At 44.7% G+C, this 20,195-nt stretch carries 17 protein-coding genes; 14 read left to right on the forward strand and 3 right to left on the reverse strand.

Annotated elements, in window-relative coordinates:
• The first annotated feature begins 281 nt into the window (after positions 1-281).
• On the forward strand, positions 282-1,205 hold the full coding sequence (locus QUA42_RS12430; RefSeq protein ID WP_333137539.1) for a hypothetical protein: 924 nt from the start codon (positions 282-284) through the stop codon (positions 1,203-1,205).
• Between the two features lie 218 nt (positions 1,206-1,423).
• Here the strand turns inward: QUA42_RS12430 and QUA42_RS12435 are convergent, their stop codons facing one another.
• The 3 genes from QUA42_RS12435 to QUA42_RS12445 are packed head-to-tail and all read right to left on the reverse strand — an operon-like array spanning position 1,424 to position 2,657.
• Complete coding sequence (locus tag QUA42_RS12435; protein WP_333137591.1) at positions 1,424-1,630, reverse strand: PAN domain-containing protein; 207 nt, start codon at positions 1,628-1,630, stop codon at positions 1,424-1,426.
• A 4-nt stretch (positions 1,631-1,634) separates the two neighbouring features.
• Positions 1,635-1,784 carry a HEAT repeat domain-containing protein gene (locus tag QUA42_RS12440; RefSeq protein ID WP_333137592.1) on the reverse strand — a complete coding sequence of 50 codons (150 nt, stop codon included), beginning with the start codon at positions 1,782-1,784 and terminating at the stop codon, positions 1,635-1,637.
• Positions 1,785-1,790: 6 nt separating this feature from the next.
• Positions 1,791-2,657, reverse strand: coding sequence for a HEAT repeat domain-containing protein (locus tag QUA42_RS12445; protein ID WP_333137540.1), 867 nt, complete (start codon positions 2,655-2,657; stop codon positions 1,791-1,793).
• 319 nt (positions 2,658-2,976) lie between these two features.
• Here QUA42_RS12445 and QUA42_RS12450 point away from each other — a divergent pair, with 319 nt between their 5' ends.
• The 13 genes from QUA42_RS12450 (at position 2,977) to QUA42_RS12510 (ending at position 20,157) form a co-directional block, all read left to right on the forward strand.
• Positions 2,977-3,789 carry an ABC transporter ATP-binding protein gene (locus QUA42_RS12450; RefSeq protein ID WP_333069509.1) on the forward strand — a complete coding sequence of 271 codons (813 nt, stop codon included), beginning with the start codon at positions 2,977-2,979 and terminating at the stop codon, positions 3,787-3,789.
• Positions 3,790-4,070: 281 nt separating this feature from the next.
• The gene (locus tag QUA42_RS12455; RefSeq protein WP_333137541.1) at positions 4,071-4,808 is read left to right on the forward strand and encodes an ABC transporter ATP-binding protein; all 738 of its coding nucleotides are present in this window, start codon (positions 4,071-4,073) and stop codon (positions 4,806-4,808) included.
• Entirely contained in the window at positions 4,805-5,665 is an 861-nt protein-coding gene (locus tag QUA42_RS12460; RefSeq protein WP_333137542.1) for an EamA family transporter, read from the forward strand. Before QUA42_RS12455 ends, QUA42_RS12460 begins: the two co-directional genes overlap by 4 nt.
• Positions 5,666-5,855: 190 nt before the next feature.
• The gene (gene cobN, locus QUA42_RS12465; protein ID WP_333137543.1) at positions 5,856-9,671 is read left to right on the forward strand and encodes a cobaltochelatase subunit CobN; all 3,816 of its coding nucleotides are present in this window, start codon (positions 5,856-5,858) and stop codon (positions 9,669-9,671) included.
• A gap of 84 nt (positions 9,672-9,755) precedes the next feature.
• Positions 9,756-11,471, forward strand: a complete 1,716-nt coding sequence (locus QUA42_RS12470; RefSeq protein ID WP_333137544.1) for a hypothetical protein — start codon at positions 9,756-9,758, stop codon at positions 11,469-11,471.
• A gap of 296 nt (positions 11,472-11,767) precedes the next feature.
• Complete coding sequence (locus QUA42_RS12475) at positions 11,768-12,688, forward strand: NAD(+) kinase (protein ID WP_333098154.1); 921 nt, start codon at positions 11,768-11,770, stop codon at positions 12,686-12,688.
• A gap of 161 nt (positions 12,689-12,849) precedes the next feature.
• Positions 12,850-13,335, forward strand: a complete 486-nt coding sequence (locus QUA42_RS12480) for a hypothetical protein (protein WP_333137545.1) — start codon at positions 12,850-12,852, stop codon at positions 13,333-13,335.
• Between the two features lie 169 nt (positions 13,336-13,504).
• The gene (locus tag QUA42_RS12485) at positions 13,505-15,481 is read left to right on the forward strand and encodes a carbamoyltransferase (protein WP_333137546.1); all 1,977 of its coding nucleotides are present in this window, start codon (positions 13,505-13,507) and stop codon (positions 15,479-15,481) included.
• 186 nt (positions 15,482-15,667) lie between these two features.
• Positions 15,668-16,075, forward strand: coding sequence for an SxtJ family membrane protein (locus tag QUA42_RS12490; protein ID WP_333082014.1), 408 nt, complete (start codon positions 15,668-15,670; stop codon positions 16,073-16,075).
• Positions 16,076-16,240 (forward strand): DUF5989 family protein, encoded by a 165-nt coding sequence (locus QUA42_RS12495; RefSeq protein WP_190734603.1) that lies wholly within the window; start codon positions 16,076-16,078, stop codon positions 16,238-16,240. It abuts the gene before it with no gap.
• Between the two features lie 4 nt (positions 16,241-16,244).
• Entirely contained in the window at positions 16,245-17,477 is a 1,233-nt protein-coding gene (locus QUA42_RS12500) for an SGNH/GDSL hydrolase family protein (RefSeq protein ID WP_333137547.1), read from the forward strand.
• Positions 17,478-17,490: 13 nt separating this feature from the next.
• The gene (locus tag QUA42_RS12505; protein WP_333137548.1) at positions 17,491-18,816 is read left to right on the forward strand and encodes a hypothetical protein; all 1,326 of its coding nucleotides are present in this window, start codon (positions 17,491-17,493) and stop codon (positions 18,814-18,816) included.
• A gap of 6 nt (positions 18,817-18,822) precedes the next feature.
• The gene (locus QUA42_RS12510) at positions 18,823-20,157 is read left to right on the forward strand and encodes a hypothetical protein (protein WP_333137549.1); all 1,335 of its coding nucleotides are present in this window, start codon (positions 18,823-18,825) and stop codon (positions 20,155-20,157) included.
• Positions 20,158-20,195 lie beyond the last annotated feature (38 nt).

Genomic DNA, 20,195 nt, shown 5'->3' on the forward strand with positions numbered 1-20,195 from the left:
TGTTGAGTATGATGGTGTGCAGAATTCGAGCGACTAAAAAAGATGACCACGGGCAGTAAGAACAGGTTGACATACATGAGCTATTTGTAGTATGGTAGGTTGAATCATGTATTGCACATCTGCCACCCAATATCTGCGACACAATTAGTTGTGGCTCTGCCGACTTTTTTGTGATTACAAAAGCCGTTTTCGGTCAACGGTTAGACGGCTATACCCCGACTCAATTAAGACTCTGTTAGTATCTTTACTGTTTACATCTACTGATTTTGAGGTAACAAAAAATGAAAGACTTAATAATGGGTTATGCAACCAACTGCAAATTCGATGATTTCTACAGGTTCGTTGTATCCACTCGTCAGCATTGTGATCCAGATAAAGTTGATATTGTTGTGTTTATTAATGCTTTAGGAGATGAGTTTGCAAAGGTAGCTCTAGAAAAAAATATCACCCTTATACCCATTGAAAATGTGTGGAAGTGGGTTACTAGCTCAAAGATCCTAAATCTCATCTATCACGCAAAGATGGTGGGACTGCAAGCTTTAATTGGACTAAGTTCAGGGTCTAACCGTACCTACTTAGAGGAGGATTATAGGAGTACGGTTGCCAATTGGATTCATCCACTAGCAGGTCGGTGGATTACTTACCATACATTCCTTAAGGTTAACTCCAGTTATCGAATGGTTATGACTTCAGATGTGCGTGATGTTGTTTTCCAAGCTTCTCCCTTCGATGACTTAGACTCTAGTAAGCTTCACGTTTTTGAAGAAGCAGGTATTTATTTTGGAGCGCCCACTCCAGAAAATGTAGATAGTGAATGGGTGAGTGGTGTTTATGGAAAAAAAACTCTTGAAAAACTGTTGGGAAAACCTATACTCTGTGCAGGCACAGTATTAGGAGGAAACCATCTCATGATGCAATTATTTGAATTAATGGTGGTGGAGGCTCAACGCCATCGTCGTAAGCCTCTCGATCAAGCAATGTTCAATAAGGTGATTAACTATGAATTTCCCAGTAACCAAACGGTGAGACATAATTTGAAGAGTGGTGCCGTCCTCACACTGTGTGGAGATCATGAGAGATGTTGGGAGATTGAAGATGGCAAAGTGATGGTTGATAATCGACTTGTTCCTGTTATACATATGTACGATCGCGATTCTCGGACTAAGGAATTATTTCTCAGCAAGATTCCAAGTCCGCAGAAGTAACCTGTAACCGGATTTGGTTAGGAATTATGTAACTGGCTTGCCTTAATCGGACTCTGCGATTTTCTCACGTCAGGCTTTAAACCCCGTGAACCGTTACATCCGTGGTGTTGTAGTCGATGAAATTCTGTAATCGCTTCGGAAGTTGAGTTAGACTTCTCCGTAGGGGGAAGTTTAGCTTAAAAAGGGAAACGTTAAGAACATTCCGCTTCCGTTTTTCTTTAACGCCTTGGTTTTAAACTATAACTCCGGCTTTCTCTCAGACTTGGCGACGGCACGCGATTGTTGAAATAACACCGATCGCGATCGCCCTCAACTCCCGGCCTCACCAAAGTAAAAGCCTGACATTGTTCATCAAACGCACCGATTTGTGTGCAAAGATCCGGGTCAGGTTGGCTAATGTACATATTGCTATAATTAGCGCCGATTCTGTCAGTATTTAACTCTAAATTTCACCTTGTCAACAGCCACTAGCTGCGCCACAACAGTTTTAGCTTCTGCACAAATTTTATTCAAAGCAGAGGCTGCACTACTACGCACCTTTGAATTGGAGTCTTTCAGCAAGACAATTAGCTGCGGCAGTGCAGTTTAAGCTTTTGCACGGATTTTATTCAAAGCAGAGGCTGTACTACTACGCACATTTGAATTGGAGTCTTTCAGCAAGAGAATTAGCTGTGGCAGTGCAGTTTTAGCTTCTGCACCGAAACTTCCCAAAGCATTGGCTGCACTACTACGCACAGTTGCATCGGAGTCTTTCAGCAGGGAAATTAGCTGTGGCACAGCAGTTTTAGCTTCTGCACCCATCCTTGCCAAAGCATAGTCTGCACGGCTACGCACCTTTGCATCGGAGTCTTTCAGCAACAGAATTAGCTGCGGCAGTGCAGTTTTAGCTTCTGCGCCCATCCTTCCCAAAGCATTGGCTGCACGGCTACGCACAGTTGCATCGGAGTCTTTCAGCAACAGAATTAGGTGTGGCACAGCAGTTTTAGCTTCTGCACCCATCCTTCCCAAAGCATACTCAGCACGGCTACGCACAGTTGCATCGGAGTCTTTCAGCAACAGAATTAGCTGCGGCAGTGCAGTTTTAGCTTCTGCACCAACCGACACATCTGAGTCTTTCAAGATTTTGACAAAGGCAGGGATAGCAGGAAGAGCAATTTGTCTTAGAACCTCAGCAGCACTCTGGGGGACTGACAAATTCTTATCCTGCAAAGCTTCCATCCAATCAGGGATGGCTGGTTCACCTATTTTTCGTAACAGCTTAATAGCTGGATCAAGTGCCGTTTCATCGTTACTCTTTAACTTCTCGGTGAGGGAGGCAATCTGTTTGGGATTAGCTGTGGGTTCGTCCTTAATTCCAGCCGCAGCATTGCAAGTCAACAGCAAAGGGGATGTGAAAGATAGAAACGAGAGGGCAATTACGGCAACTAATCTTTGTCGGTAGTGCTTCGTCATGGGCCAGAATCCTTGTATTTGATGAGCCGTCTCAGCCATTTGAATAATTGTGTATACATTCTCATCAAACTGTTTCAGGACTCCGGGCGATCTAAATTTGTGCTTGTCTGTGGTGAAATCGATCGCCCTAAATACTGCTTAAAAACCGCCACTTTAAGAACATTCCGCCGTCTAAGGCATAATTATAGGAATCCTTGCAAGAGTCGTAATGTTTTTACCCCACCCCAACCCTCCCCGAACCCGCTCGCTCGGGAGTAAGAAATTCACAAATGATGCGAGGATTGCTATAGATATCTTATATTCGTTCTATGATGTGTTTATGATTTCCGAACCCCTTACCCTCTCAACAAGCAATCCTGTTTTAGCAGCCAAAGGATTAACTCGTCGTTTTGGTGGTTTAATTGCTGTAAACAACGTATCTTTTACAGTTGAAAAACACGAAATTTTTGGATTAATCGGCCCTAACGGCGCGGGCAAGACAACTCTATTTAATCTAATGACTGGACTGATACCTGCTTCAAGTGGCAACCTGATTTATCAAAATGAAAATATTTCCCAATTGAAGCCTTATCAAATTGCTAATAAAGGTATTGCCAGAACTTTTCAAAATATCCGGTTGTTTGGAGAACTTTCTGCCCTAGAAAATGTCGCGATCGCCCGACACATCCACAGTCGATCGGGCAATCCAGTTTTATCGGTGCTGGCGGGGATTTTCGGCTTGCCAGCATCTAACGCAATGGAACGCAAAACCCAGCGAAAAGCCTTAGAATTGTTGGATTTAGTCGGATTGGGCGATCGCGCGGGCGAACAAGCCAAAAACTTGGCCTACGGCGACCAGAGGCGCTTAGAAATTGCCCGCGCTTTAGCCTTAGAACCGCAAATACTCTTATTAGATGAACCTGCAGCAGGGATGAATCCCAGTGAAAAGCACAAATTAAGCGAATTTATCCGAGAAGTACGCCAACAATTCAATTTAACTGTAATATTGATCGAGCATCATGTACCGCTAGTTATGGGGTTGTGCGATCGAATTGCGGTCTTGCATTTCGGTCAGCTTATTGCTTTGGGAGAACCTGCTGTTGTGAGGAATGACCCGGCGGTGATTGAGGCTTATTTGGGAGATGAAACTTAGAAATTGTAAATGTTTTTCCGGCTCTGGCGGGGAAGCGATATCTACAGGCTCGACCTCGTTTTGTAACAGGAAAAATCGAGGCCGAGCCTCTGGTTCTGTGTTACCAGACAGAGCGGGAGAACGAGTAAGATTAATAGTTATTGTTAAATGTATCTCCCAGCCCTATTAAGAGGACTTCAGCTAGGAAGCCGGGGTTGAAACCTCTGGCGGACTCGCGGACTAACCAACTAGCGAACTGCGGGAAAAGAGATAAAATTTTATCAACCATCAAGTCACACAAAATGCAACATAGCTCACCCAAAACCACCCCGAACATCCTCTTAGAACTCAAAAATGTTTGTGTAAATTATGGCGGAATTCAAGCCATACAAAATATTAATCTCACGATTAATGCAGGCGAGGTTGTCAGTCTCATCGGCGCCAACGGTGCGGGCAAAAGTACCACCCTGAGAGCGATTTCTCAAATAGTTAATTTGCGGCAAGGACAAATTATTTATAACGGGCGCGACATTAGCCGCCGCCAAGCTCACGAAGTTGTGAAATTGGGAATCGCCCACAGTCCAGAAGGGCGGCGCGTTTTGGCGCAGCAAACGGTGTTGACTAACTTAGAATTAGGGGCGTATATTCGATCGGACTCGGCGGCAGTAAAAGCCGATTTAGAGCGCCAATTTGAGATATTTCCGCGCTTAGCAGAAAGACGCCGCCAGCTAGCAGGAACTCTCAGCGGCGGGGAACAGCAAATGCTGGCGATCGCCCGCGCTCTGATGAGTCGCCCGAAGCTGCTATTATTAGACGAACCCAGTTTAGGCTTAGCACCTGCAATCGTCAAAGAAATTTTTGCAATTATTCAAAACCTCCGCTCCACGGGCGTTACAATCCTCTTAGTCGAACAAAACGCCAGTTTAGCACTGCAAATTGCCGATCGGGGTTACGTACTAGAAGCTGGTAATATTACCCTCACAGGTATAGGAGCGGATTTGCTAAACGACGAGCGAGTCAGGAGCGCATACTTAGGATGACTTGGTTAATTTTGGGAATCTTGACCGCTTTCTTTGAAGCCGTCAAAGACGTTTTTGGCAAACAAAACCTCAAAAAAAGTGACGAATATGTCGTCGCTTGGTCTCTCTCATTTTTTTCAGTCATCTTTTTGATTCCCTGGGTACTTTATACAGGAATTCCGGCATTAAACTCTCAATTTTGGCTCGCCCTATTAATCGGAGGTAGCATCAACGCTGTCACAGCCCTCCTCTACATCAAAGCCATCAAAGTATCAGATTTATCCCTGACATTACCGATGGTAGCTTTGACACCCTTATTTATGTTGCTAACTTCACCGATAATGATCGGTGAATATCCCAAATTTTTTGATTATATTGGCATTTTACTAATCGTAGCAGGCTCTTATTTATTAAATATAAAAGAGAAATATAAAGGATATTTAGCCCCATTCAAAGCACTGCTGGACGAGCCAGGTCCAAAATTGATGTTAATCGTCGCATTTCTATGGAGTATTGCCGCCAATTGTGACAAAATAGGAGTTACAAATTCCTACCCTATTTTTTGGGTATTCTCTTTGTTTGGTACAATGACTGTTTTGCTACTGCCAGTTTTATTGCACAAAACCCCAAATCCAGGGCGACAAATTATCAAACACTTACCAATGCTAGCTGCTATGGGGTTTATCAATGCTACTGGAATAATTTTTCAAATGCAAGCTTTGACATTAACTTTCGTAGTGCGAGTGATCGCGCTTAAGCGTACTAGCGTGTTAATGGGTGTATTGTTCGGTCATTTCATTTTTAAGGAAAAAGATATTCAAGAAAGATTATTAGGGGCCGGAATCATGATTTTGGGAGTTTTATTTATCAGTTTATAGGTTGAGATTTCCGGGACTTTGACGCTCATTCTCCCCCCGAATGTAGGGGCGGTGCCCCCGTGCCCGCCCTCTCTCGGTTGGGGGGGATGTCTGGGTTGGAAACACGCCCTAGCCTCTATTTATGTATAAGTCATGTTATAGTAAAGGCGATCGCACTTTCTCTAACTATTTATTAACATAAAAAAAATTAATGCACAAAATAGCAGCCACACCCGGAGGTTGGAACCCTCAAGCAGAAGGAGTAATTTTTATTCAGCAAACCCCAGCACCAATAGTATTTATTAGTGCTGCTGACACCGACATTCAAACTCTCGCAGCCGCTGCATCCAAAATGCCGGCAAAATTTCCCAAAGTGCGCGCAGTAAACCTGCTTCAGTTACAGCAACAACTAACAATTGATACTTATGCTGAGGAAGTTTTAGAACGCGCAGAGGTCATAATCTTAAGACTTTTAGGAGGGCGTTCTTATTGGTCTTACGGGTTAGAAATTCTGCGGGAAACTGTGCATAAAACTAACGCATCACTGATTGTAATGCCGGGAGAAGACAGTCCAGATCCCGATTTAATCAGCCATTCCAATGTATCGCTGTCAGCAGTCAATCAACTTTGGCGTTACTTCACAGAAGGTGGAGTCCAAAACTTTGTTAATGCACTAAAATTTGCCGCCGATACTTGCCTAAAAACTGCTTATAGTCCGCCCCTACCTCAAACAGTTTCCCGCGTCGGAATTTATGATTGGAAAAAGCAAAGTGAATCGTCTCCAACTTGCGGACACGGGGACATTACTTCTACATCTAAAGTCGGAATTTTATTTTATCGCGCTCATTATTTATCAGGAAACTTAGCCCCAATTGATGCACTTTGTCAAGCTCTATCTGAGCGAAACTTAGTCCCTGTTCCCGTCTTTGTGTCTTCTCTGCGGGAACCAGATTTGCAAATAGAATTGCTGGAGTATTTTCAACCTAAAGAATCAGAACCAATTCAATTATTGCTCAACACCACAAGTTTTGCAGTCTCCGGTTTCAGCAGTCAAGAACCGGCACAAAACAGCTTAAAATCCTTAGACGTTCCCGTATTGCAAGCAATCTTCAGCGGTGGCGGTTTGGAACAGTGGGAAACGGAACTTCAGGGACTTTCGCCCCGGGATGTGGCGATGAATGTAGCATTGCCGGAAGTAGACGGAAAAATCATTACTAGGGCTGTTTCTTTTAAAGCGGTACAAACTTGGAACAGCGAATTAGAAACAGATGTAGTAGGCTATGTAGCAGCGGGCGATCGCATTCAATTTGTAGCAGATTTAACCGCGAATTGGGTGAAAATGAAACAAACCCCAGTCGCCAACAGACGCATCGCCATAATTCTAGCAAATTACCCCACTCGCAACGCCCGCTTAGCCAACGGCGTCGGCTTAGATACGCCCGCTAGCTGTGTCGAAATCCTCAAAGCTATGCAGCAAGCTGGCTATCAAATTGAAAACATCCCCGCTAGCGGCAACGAGTTAATTGAACTCCTGACTTCTGGCATGACAAATGATCCGGAAGGACGCGAATTGCGACCTGTGCATCAATCATTGGATTTGGCAGAATATGAAGAATATTTTGCTACTTTGCCGCAGCAAGTGCAAGATGGGATTTGTAAAAGATGGGGGCTTCCGGGAAGCTATGCACAAGATTTTATAAGTAACAATACGTCTTTTCCGATTCCGGGGATTCAGTTCGGTAATGTATTTATAGGAATTCAACCATCGCGCGGATACGAACTTGACCCCGCGTTAAATTATCACGCACCGGATTTAGAACCCACTCACAATTATCTAGCTTACTATTACTGGCTGCGAGAAAAGTTGGGAAGTGACGCTATAATTCATGCCGGAAAACACGGCAATTTAGAATGGCTTCCCGGTAAAAGTATAGCATTGTCTAACAAATGTTATCCAGAAGTAGCATTAGGCGCGATGCCGAATTTTTATCCCTTCATTGTCAACGATCCGGGGGAAGGTTCTCAAGCAAAAAGACGATCGCAAGCTGTGATTATCGACCACCTGACACCGCCGATGACTCGCGCCGAACTCTACGGGCCTTTGCAGCAGTTGGAAACCTTAATCGACGAGTATTGCGAAGCCCAAAGTTTAGATCCGTCCAGATTGCCCATGATTCGCGATCGCATTCTCGCCCTCACCAACAAAGAAAACTTGGATCGAGAGTTAGGAATACAACTAAATAAATCGGAATTTACCGAATTTATTACCCGCACAGACGGCTATCTTTGCGAACTCAAAGAATCCCAAATCCGCGACGGATTGCACATTTTCGGTCAGTGTCCCGAAGGTAGACAGTTGAGAGATTTGATAATTGCGATCGCCCGCCATCCCACCAACGGGCGATCGGGCATAACCCGCGCCCTAGCAGAAGACTCAGGCTACGATTTCGACCCCTTAACCTGCGATCCAACCTCGATAATTCAGCACCGCACAGCAGGCGATTTAACAGCAGAACTCGAAGAAAAAGCCGCTGAATTAGTAGATAACTTAATCGAACACATCCGCGTTAATCCGCGTTCATCTGCGGTTAAAAATATCCAAACAGGAGAAGCAACCCAACAAGAACTAGACTGGATAAACAACTATCTTTTACCCTCACTCCTTCAAACAAACCAAGAAATTACCAACCTTTTGCGCGGACTAGATGGGCGGCACATACCCAGCGGCGCATCCGGCGCCCCCACTCGCGGCCGACCAGATGTATTGCCCACAGGTCGCAATTTTTACTCAGTAGATATACGTGCCATTCCCACAGAAACTGCCTGGAGAGTTGGCCGAGTTGCTGCTGAAACTTTAATCGAAAGATACACCCAAGAAAATGGCGAATATCCGAAAACTTTGGGTTTGTCAGTATGGGGAACATCCACCATGCGGACGGGGGGAGACGACATCGCCGAAGCCTTGGCGCTGATAGGAGTTCAACCAGTTTGGGATGGCCCTTCGCGCCGGGTTGTAGATTTTGAAATCTTGCCAGTTTCTGTTTTGGGACGGCCGCGCGTTGATGTTACTTTGCGAATTTCTGGCTTTTTCCGCGATGCTTTTTTTAATTTAATTGATTTGTTTGACAGTGCGGTAAAAGCTGTGGCAGATTTAGACGAATCGGAAGAAAATAATCCTTTAGCAGCACAAGTTCAAGCAGAGATTCAGTATTGGGAATCTACAGGTTTGAGTCAGGAAGAGGCGCAAGGGCGATCGCAATTTCGAGTCTTTGGCTCAAAACCGGGTGCTTACGGCGCAGGACTTCAAGGTATAATTGAAGCTCAAAACTGGACAGATGACGCCGATTTAGCAAAAGCTTACATTAATTGGAGCAGTTACGCCTATACCTCCTCTAGTTCCTCAAATTTGCCGGGAGATGTAGGAGGAGTTAATCAGAGTGAATGGGGATGTTCTGCACCCGAAGCATTTGAACAACGCCTCGGCCAAATGCAAATAGTTCTGCAAAACCAAGACAACCGCGAACACGACATCCTCGACTCGGATGATTATTATCAATTCCAAGGGGGAATGACGGCCGCAATTCGCAATTTGCAAGGCAAAAATCCTGAAACTTATTTTGGAGATAATTCAATTCCCGAGAATCCGAAAGTGCGGCAACTGCGGGAGGAAATTGCGCGCGTTTATCGCAGCAGGGCTGTGAATCCCAAATGGATAGAAGGTGCGATGCGTCACGGTTACAAAGGTGCTTTTGAAATTGCAGCAACTGTTGATTTTTTGTTTGCTTACGATGCTACGGCAAATTGTGTAGAGGATTTTATGTATGAAGGAATCGCAGAGGCTTACATTTTTGATGAGAAAGTGCAGACATTTATTCAAGAAAACAATCCTTGGGCACTGCGAGATATGGCAGAAAGATTGCTAGAAGCTCGTCAGCGGGGGCTATGGCAGAGTGCGAACCAGGATACACTGGATAAATTGAGGTCGATCGCCCTGCAAGCCGAAGCAGTCATCGAATCCCATACATAAATATTCAAAAGTCACCATCGCGGCAGCAGACCAATGGCGGCTTGCGGTAATATCTAGTAATGTTTTGCCCACGGTGAAAGCTGTATGATTCGCCGCTACATTGCTAGCCTCAGTACCAGCATTTTAAAACGTACCTGCGCCGCTGCTGCCGTGCTGGCGCTAACAGTCGGATGTTCGCCTCCCAAGCCGCCCAACACCGCAGCGGCTTCTGGTTCGAGTGAATCCCCTGTCCTAGCGCAGTCGTCAACGCCTCTGTTAGCTAAAAACGCCAACCAAACCCAAAAATCCCTCAGCGTTTCTTCATGCCCCCAAAACGATGGCTTCACGGAGGCAGTTAACTTTGCCACCCAAGCTTCTAATTTGGCTCAATCAGCCAATTCAAAACAAGACTGGGACGAAGTAGCCGCCCTGTGGGTGCAGGCCGTCGCCTGGATGCAAGCGGTTCCCCCAGGCAGTCCCAGACGGGCGTTTGCGGAGAAAAAAGTAATCGAGTACATGAGAAACCTGGTGTATTCCCAACAGCAAGCGGGCGCAACCCGATCGCAAGCTAGTACAGTCAGCTTCAGCAGCGATTTGCTAAACGAACAACTCGAACTTTACCTATCCTACGTTGCTGCCGTCGGGCCACCAGATGTTTTGATTGTCGGCAGTTCCCGCGCATTGCAGGGCGTCGATCCCAAACAGCTAAAACAATCTTTGGCCCAAAGGGGCCGTCCGGGCTTAAAAGTATTTAACTTTTCAGTCAACGGCGCAACTGCACAAGTAGTTGACTTTCAACTGCGGCGGCTTTTGAAGGCTGGTCATTTACCTCAAATGATTGTCTGGGCGGATGGTGTGCGCGGATTTAACAGCGGCCGGGACGATCGCACTTTTAATTCGATCGTTGATTCTGAAGGCAGCCAACTTTTAGCAGCAGGCATTCGCCCCGAACTAGAGTGGGATGAACCCAACGAGATTCCGCTGTGTTACAGATTCCCGCAGCCCTGCGCTAACAACAATTTCCGCAAAGCATTTACCTCTGTAGATCAACCTTTCAGGGGCGGGCAAGATGCGCAACCCCTATTCCCCACAATCAAATCCCTGTCTAGTGGAACGGGCATCTTGCCCGTTGCTAACACCCACCCCAGAATCAAATCCCTGTCTAGTGGAACGGACATCTTGCCCGTTGTTGACACCCGCCCCGCAATCAAATTCCTGTCTAGTCGAACGGGCATCTTGCCCGTTGCTGAGAATGCTGCAAGATATGAGTTAAAACCAATCACAGCGAATGCAGCAACCCAAAAAGCACAATTGATTCCAGTCTCGCGACGCACCACAGTAGCCATCAGACAACTTAACCAATTGGCAGATTCGATCGACTCCAACGGATTCATGGCTATATCAGGCACTTACAACCCCAACACTTATTATCGAGAACGCGCTTACGTTTCAGGCCAGTACGATCGCGACTACGAAAACTTCAACCTCGGAGGCAAACAAGCAACAGCCTTTAATTCAGTTGTAGCATTTACCAAAGCTCGCAAAATTCCCCTAATTTTCGTCAATTTACCCCTCACCAACGACTACTTAGACGGAACTCGCCTGCGGGCAGAACAGCAGTTCCGGCAGCGAATGCAGCAACTCTCCCGGCAAAAAGGCTTCGCTTTCCGCGACTTGTCGCAGCGGTGGCCAGGCCGTAACGACTATTTTTTTGACCCCAGCCACCTCAACCGCTTTGGGGCGATCGCAGTTTCTCGCCTACTCGCGGCCGATTCCAGCATTGTCTGGCCACGGCCCAAATCCAGCCGCAGCGAGGGGTGAAGGAAGAAGGAAGAAGGAAGAAGGAAGATGTGGAAATGCAGTCATAATAATATTTCTTATTCCCGGCTTTCTTTTTACCAGGCAAATCCTGGTAACGCAGATCCACAGGCTCTGCCTCGCAATGCTCAAAAATAGTTTAAAATCTAACCTAATGTCCAAAACCAATTTGTGCGCTCGAACATTTTAAGATATTTCACTCAGCCTAAAATCTAACAATCAAAAATCCAAAATCGATAGATTGTGAGCTCACTCTAAAATCTAACAATCCAAAATCAAAAATCAAAAATCGATAGGTTGTGCAACTAAAACAAGTAATTATCGCCCACAAAGCCAGAGATACCCTCAGCCAGCGGTGGGCAGAACAGTGTGCCCGCCAATTAGAAAGTCGCGGGTGTCAGGTTTTAATGGGGCCCAGTGGCCCGAAAGATAACCCGTATCCGGTGTTTTTAGCTTCTAGTAACAGCCCCATTGATTTAGCGGTAGTGCTGGGGGGCGACGGTACGGCCCTAGCTGCCGCGAGGAATTTAGCTGCTGACGGCATCCCGATTTTGGCAGCGAATGTGGGGGGACATCTGGGCTTTTTAACCGAGTCTTTTGAGGATTTCCAAAATACTGAGGAGATTTGGGACAGACTTTCGGAAGATAGGTATGCTGTGCAGAAGCGGATGATGTTGCAGGCAACAGTTTTTGAGGGAAACAGAAGCAATCTCGAACCCCAAAGCGATCGATTTTTGGCACTAAATGAAATGTGTGTCAAACCTGCTTCAGCCGATCGAATGCCGAGCTGTATTCTAGAAATGGAAGTTGACGGCGAAGTAGTCGATCAATATCAAGGCGACGGTTTAATTGTGGCAACTCCCACCGGTTCGACTTGCTACACTGCATCTGCCAACGGGCCGATTATGCACTCTGGAATGGAGGCGATCGCAGTTACTCCGATTTGCCCTTTGAGTTTATCCAGTCGGGCGATCGTACTCCCGCCCGGTTCAGTCGTCAGCATTTGGCCTTTAGCAGATTACGAACTCAGTACCAAACTCTGGACAGACGGCATTTTGGGTACTGCAATTTGGCCGGGACAGCGCGTAGACGTGCGGAGGGCAGACTGCGAAGCGCAGTTTATCATTTTGCGGGAAAACTATTCTTATTTCAACACTTTGAGGGAAAAACTTCATTGGGCAGGAGCCAGAATTCGCTACAGCAACAATCACCGCAATTAATCCGAATCATCCACCATGAAACTGCATTAACCCCTAGGACACGTAAGCGTGAAAAAACCTGTTAAATCACCAACAATCTAGATACAAAAACCGCCATCAGCCAACCCATAATCTCTGTACTTTGTTAAGATCGCTCAATATCTTGACAAACAGCCTGATCTATGCAGATTTTCAAAAAATCAACCCGACCTTTCAACCCTCAAGATACATATCCCTGTCCCGTGTGTCGCACCGGTCAAATTTCCACCCTAGCGCTGATGGACGCCCTAGCTTGCAACTTCTGCCAGCACATTTATACCGCAAGCGTTGAAAGACAATCGCTCCAAATGGCCGATCGCCAACCGCCCGTAACTTGGCACTGGAACGGCAAACAGTGGATAGGAGCCCACCTCGAAGGCGTAGAATTCGGATGGCCCTACTTTGCAGCGGCTATTGGTCTAATTTTCCTTCCCACTACCTTGCTAGGACTTTCAGCTTACTATTTTCCCCCGGTTCCCGGCAGCCGGTTGTCGTGGCTGCCCGTAGCTTGGACAGGCTTAGCTTTTTTGTCGCATTTAGGCATTGTGCTGTGGTTGGTAGGTGAATTTTATCAATTCCCGGTGGTCACTTACTTCAGAGCTTGGGGGCGCAGGATAAGCCGGCGCTAGCTTAAATGCTCTCTAACAGCCGATCGCCCTCTGGCGGCCCAGCGACATCGATCCAGGTAAAATTAGAGGCGATCGCAAAATTCAATTCCCAATCAGCACTGAAACAGCTATAATCGTTAGCTATTCTAAATAGTCAGATACAAACGCATTGCGATTTGTGAGGAGACGAATGAACATACTTGGAATCTCGGCGTATTACCACGACAGCGCCGCAGCCTTAATTCGCGACGGAGAAATTATCGCCGCAGCGCAGGAAGAAAGATTTTCCCGCAAAAAACACGACGCCAGATTTCCCAAGAATGCGATCGCTTATTGCTTGAAAGAAGCGAACATAGATTTGCGGGAACTCGATCACATAGTCTTTTACGACAAACCTTTAGTCAAATTCGAGCGCCTTCTCGAAACCTATTTAGCCTACGCACCCCAAGGTTTTCGCTCTTTCCTAGCAGCCATGCCGATATGGCTCAAAGAAAAGCTTTACCTCAAAACCATGCTCAAAAGAGATCTGGCAGCAATAGCAAACTGCAAAACGAATAAACTGCCATCTCTGCTATTTACCGAACACCACCAATCGCACGCAGCATCGGCATTTTTCCCCAGCCCCTTTGAAAAAGCAGCCGTTTTGTGCCTCGACGGCGTGGGCGAGTGGGCAACAACCTCGGTTTGGTTGGGAGACGGGAACCAACTTACACCTCAGTGGGAAATCGATTTTCCCCACTCCTTGGGTTTGCTTTATTCAGCTTTCACCTATTACACCGGCTTCAAAGTTAACTCTGGTGAATACAAACTCATGGGTTTAGCTCCTTATGGCGAACCCAAGTATGTAGACAAAATTCTCAACTATTTAATCGACCTCAAAGATGACGGAACTTTTCGTTTGAACATGGATTATTTCAACTATACAGTTGGCTTAACCATGACAAACAAGAAGTTTGACGAACTGTTTGAAGGGCCACCACGTCAAGCTGAAGGAAAATTGACTCAGCGAGAAATGGACATTGCAGCTTCCATTCAAGTTGTTACTGAAGAAGTTGTTTTGCGGCTGTGCAGAACAGTTAAAAAAGAATTGGATGTCGATTATCTTTGTCTTGCCGGCGGCGTTGCTCTCAACTGCGTTGCTAACGGTAGACTCTTGCGGGAAGGTATTTTCAAAGATATTTGGATTCAGCCGGCGGCGGGAGATGCTGGCGGTGCTTTGGGCGCGGCTTTGGCGATTTGGTATCAGTATTGCGAACAAACTCGCACTGTCAGCGCCAACTCGACAGCAAATAGTATAGAATCCCTCAAAACTGAACTTATCACTACAAACGCAGCGGTTGAGGAGAGGACTGAAGTTCTCACTGGCAACCAAGCGGTGGCAACTGTGGCGAAGTCGGTTGCTCATTTAACTTGTCACGATCAAATGCGCGGCTCATATTTGGGCCCAAGATTTACTGACGCAGAAATTATCGAATATTTGGATGCTATCAAAGCCAGCTATCACCGATTGGACGATGCCGAATTAATGCCGCAGTTGGCTGAGATTTTGGAACAGGGAAACGTGGTGGGATGGTTCCAAGGGCGGATGGAATTTGGGCCGCGGGCTCTGGGCGGTCGATCGATCATTGGCGATCCCCGCAGTGCTAAAATGCAGTCCGTGATGAACCTGAAAATTAAATATCGGGAATCATTTCGACCTTTTGCTCCGTCAATCTTAGCCGAGCGAGTTGCGGATTATTTCGAGATTGACCATTCTAGCCCTTATATGCTATTAGTAGCACCTGTCAAAGCCAGTCTCCGCATTCCCATGACTCCCGAACAAGAGCAGTTGTTTGGCATTGAAAAGCTCAACATTCCGCGTTCCGAGATTCCGGCTGTCACCCACGTCGATTACTCGGCTCGCATTCAAACTGTTCACAAAGAAACCAATCCTCGCTACTATGACTTAATCAGCCATTTTGAAAAGCGATCGGGCTGTTCTATTGTGGTAAATACTTCTTTTAACGTCCGAGGCGAACCCATTGTTTGCACTCCAGAGGATGCTTACCGCTGTTTTATGCGAACTGAAATGGACTATCTGGTTTTGGAAAATTACTTGCTTCCCAAGTCCGAACAAATTCCTTGGAAACAAGATGATGCTTGGAAAAATGAATTTGAACTAGATTAGTCATTAGTTATTAGTTATTAGTTGTTAGTTGGTACGAATAACTAATAAGCTGTTGCGGGATTTAAATTGTGTGTAAAAAAAATTAAAGTCTTGTGGGGTGGGCATCCCGCCCGCCCTGGGTATACAATTTAAATGCGCGACAGCTTAACTAATTCCCAATTCCCAATTCCCAATTCCCAATTTCTAATGAGCGACGAAATTAAAAAACTCGACAAAAAAGGCTTGCGCGATTTCGGGCTGCTAATTGGCGGCTTGATTGGAGTGCTCTTCGGTTTAGCAGTACCTTTACTGCGGCGGCATTCTCTACCTTGGTGGCCTTGGGCAATCTGCGGAGTGCTAGTGCTGCTAGCATTGGTTGCGCCGAAATCGCTGAATCCCGTTTATCACGGGTGGATGCGCTTTGGAATTATTCTTAACAAAATCGAAACGCCGATCGTCCTAGGGATAGTTTTTTACCTGATAGTTTGGCCGATGGGAGTTATTAAAAACCTCTTGGGCGAAGATGCCATGCGGCGAAAACTCAATCCGAAAATGGATACTTACCGCGTCCCAAGTAAAGCAAGAACAAAAGTTAGTATGGAGCGTCCTTTCTAAGTGTTTGAATCAACATTAGATTTTCTCAAAGATTTGTGGGCGTTTATGAAAGAACGCCAAAAGTATTGGCTGTTGCCGCTCATTGTGACTTTAGTCTTTTTGGGAGCTTTAATTGTATTGAGTCAGGGTTCTGTGATTGCTCCATTTATTTACACGCTGTTTTGAAATAATGAGCAAGTTGAAAAATTTGGGTGTCAATTTGGGTTTGACACTCGGCGGTTTATTGATGGGGGTGGTAATTGGTGAAGTGGGATTGCGAGTTGCTAGAGTTGAGGGCTATCCAAAAATAGGAGATTTCGTAGAGTCGGCGCCAACTCGTTTCCACACTTCCGATCCGAATTTGGGCTGGAAGCTGAAACCTGGTGCGTCGGGGGAGTGGAATGGGGAAGGTGCGAGTTTTGTGCAGGTGAATAGCGAGGGTTTGCGCGATCGTGAACATACAAAAGCAAAACCTCCAAATACTTTGCGCGTGGCGGTTTTGGGCGATTCTTTCACCGAAGCAATTCACGTACCTGTCGAACAAACTTTCTGGTCGAAACTGGAACGAAAGTTAGGCAACTGCGAAGCTGTTAAGGGACGCAAAAATGTTGAGGTCATGAATTTCGGGGTGCAGGGCTACGGTACTGCTCAACAATTGATAATGCTGCGAAAAAAAGTGTGGGATTACAGTCCTGATATTGTAATTCTTGCTTTTTTTATTGGCAATGATATAATTAACAACTCGCCGAAATTGGAATACGATCGCTATCGACCATTTTTTGCTTATGATGATAGTGGCAAGTTAGTACCGGATATGTCTTTCCGCAATCTGGCGCCGATCGATCGCAACGAAAGAGCAGTTTCCTTCGTAGACCGAATGCCCAGTTTGATCGTCAACAATTCGCGCATTTTGCAGGTTATTAAAAAAGTAGACTTAGAAAGGAAAAAGCGCGAGTTATCTCAGGATTTTACCACTTTAAGTACCCAAAACCTCAAGGAACCTCCGAATGCAGCTTGGCAAGAAGCTTGGAGGGTGACAGAGGGTTTGATTGTGACGATGCGGAATGAAGTCGTGCAGAAAAATGCTGATTTCTTGGTTATGACGATCGGCGATCCGATGCAAGTTAGGCCCGATGCCGAGAGGCGAAAAAATTTTATGAGAAAGAACAACATTCAGGATTTGTTTTATCCCGATCGGCGGCTGGAAAAGTTGGGCGCGCGTGAGGGTTTTCGGGTACTGAATTTATCCGAACAGATCCAAGGTTACACTGAAAAATATCAAGTTTGCGCCCACGGTTTTGATAATTCTGTACCCTGTGGGGGTCACTGGAATGAACTCGGACACCGGCTGGCTAGTATCCTGATTAACCGAAATTTGTGCGAAAATTTGAAGCAGTCTCAAGTCCCCAAAAAACAACCGTAAGCAGTCAAATTTCATGAAAGATTCAACGGCGCTGAAAAAAAGCCAAAATATATTAATTATAATCGCAGTTAATTTGGCGATCGCCTTTATTTGTCTGGAAGCTTTATCGCTAGCTTTTTATTTTATAAACCAAAAGCAGTTTTTTTATACCAGAACTAAAGCCAAAGAAAAAGTAGTAGAAGATATTGAAAGGATCGGCATTAGACTTGATGAATCTATCGTAGAAAGACTGCACCCACTTTTTGGCTATGTACTCAAACAAGGTGCCTTCACCAATGAAAAATTAAAGTTAAAAGTCAATAAACACGGCTTTTTTTCTCTTTACGAATATCCGTTTATTAAAACAAATAAAAATCAAGTTATTATCGGAGTTTTTGGGGGTTCAGTTGCGAATAACTTTGCAGTTGATGAATACGTCGATCGCAGATTGTCTAAGAAATTGAAGGCTTATCCAGAATTTGCAAACAAGGAAATTATTGTTTTAAATTTTGGGAATGGCGGCTACAAACAGCCCCAACAATTATTGGTTTTAAATTACTTTTTGGCTTTGGGTCAACAATTAGATTTAGTCATCAATATAGACGGTTTTAACGAAGTAGCACTGTCAAATTTAAACAACAAAGCCCAAGTAGAAATAGGAATGCCCAGCGTTCAGCACATACAGCCTCTGACGGGTTTAGCCAACAACAACTTGTCACCGGAAGCGATGAGTTCGATCGTTAAAATTAACGAAAATAAAAAACAATTGAAAGCAGGTATTGACAAATTGCAAACTTGTCAACTGGCTTTGTGTCACGCTGTCACCTCGCTACAGGTTAAACAATTAGTCAACAATTACCAGCAAGCAGTTGTCAAGTACGATCGACAAGTCAAACTATCCAACCCAGACACGGCAAATAGCGGTATAGTATACATCCCCAAAGCTGACTTTGTTTTGCAGGATGCCGCTGCTTTTGAGAAAATGGCATCGATGTGGTATGAATCGTCGAGCGGCATGAATCAAATTTTATCAAGTAGAAAGATTAAGTATTTTCACTTTATCCAGCCCAACCAGTATTATCCCACTAAGCGAGTGTTTACCGCCAAGGAAAACGAAATCGCGATCGACCAGAAGAGTCCTTACATTGAAGGTGTGAAAAAAGGTTATCCAGTATTGTTGTCCAAAGTCGATGATTTGCAAAAAGCTGGAGTTAATGTGTTTAGCGCAGTGAATATTTTAGACAATACAAAAGAGACGGTTTACAAAGATGCCTGCTGCCACTATAATTCAGTCGGAGAGGAAGTATTGGCAAACTATGTTTCTCGTTCCATTATTAAAGTAGTAAGAGAGTCGAAATAGAGGTTTATGAAAGATTTAAAATTCCTCAAAAAAGGACAAGAATTTATCAAGATTGCTTTTATTAATTTAGTGATGTTACTGTTTTTTCTGGAACTTGGCTCTTTGGCATGGTATTTTGTCAAGCACAAGCAATTTTTCTATACGAGAGAAAAAACGCAAGATAAGTCGGCTTTAGGAATTAATTTAGATGGAGTGCGGCTGAATCAGTCTATTGTTGAAAGGTTTCATCCTTTTTTGGGATTTATCCAACAACCTGGTCCCGATTTTCGCCCTGGTTTTAAGGTTAACAACTACGGATTTATCTCTCCTTACGATTACCCTTTGAAGAAAACCAAGAATAATCAATTTATTATCGGAGTTTTTGGCGGTTCTGTGGCTTCTAATTATGGAGTATTTGAAGTTCAAAACAAAATTTTACCTCAATACCTTAAGCAGATTCCGGGTTGGAAGGATAAAGAATTTGTAATTTTGTCTTTTGCTACCGGAGGCTACAAACAACCCCAGCAATTATTAATTCTAAACTATTTTTTGGCTTTAGGGCAAGAACTGGATCTGGTCGTCAATATAGATGGTTTTAATGAAGTAGCACTTTCTAACTTAAACAATAAAAATCAAGTCGATTTGGCGATGCCAAGCATTCAGCATATTTTGCCGCTGACTAACTTGGCGAATAATAGCCTTTCTACAAAAGCGATGAAAGCAACTATCAGAATCCAAGAAAATAAAGCTAGGATTAGTCAGGGTTTGGAACGTTTGCAACACTGCTCTTTAGCTGCGTGCGATGCTTTGACTTCTGTTTACGTTCAAAATCTAGTTAATAACTATAAAACTGATGTCATTAAGTTTGAAAAAGAACGGACTAAACAAAAAAAAGATGACAGTGGCAGCGTTATTTATATCAATACTAATAAGTCGGTTTTACAGGATTCAGTAGCTTTTCAAGAAATGGCGTTGAATTGGGCGAAAAGTTCAATTTTTATGCACAAAGTTCTGTCTGCTAGTAATGTGCCTTATTTTCATGTTCTTCAGCCTAATCAATATTATCAGACGAAAAGGGTGTTTGGTGACGCCGAAAAGCAGATTGCTTTTAACAAGGATACTCCTTATGCTAAAGCTGTGCAAATTGGATATCCTGCTCTTTTCAAAAAGTTTCCTAATTTGGAAAAAAATAATATCAATCTAGTGAATGCTGTCAATGTTTTTGACAAGACTAAAGATGCTGTTTATGTAGATAGCTGCTGCCACTACAATCAAGCTGGAGAGGTAGTTTTTAGCAATTATGTGGGCCGTTCTCTTCTGGAATCTTTGCGGAAAGCTCAGCCTAGGAGCAAAAAGAATTAGGTCTGAAATAGCCGCTGCATGGTTGATGTAGGGTGCGC

The sequence above is a fragment of the Microcoleus sp. Pol11C2 genome (assembly GCF_036701505.1).
Lineage (GTDB): Bacteria > Cyanobacteriota > Cyanobacteriia > Cyanobacteriales > Microcoleaceae > Microcoleus.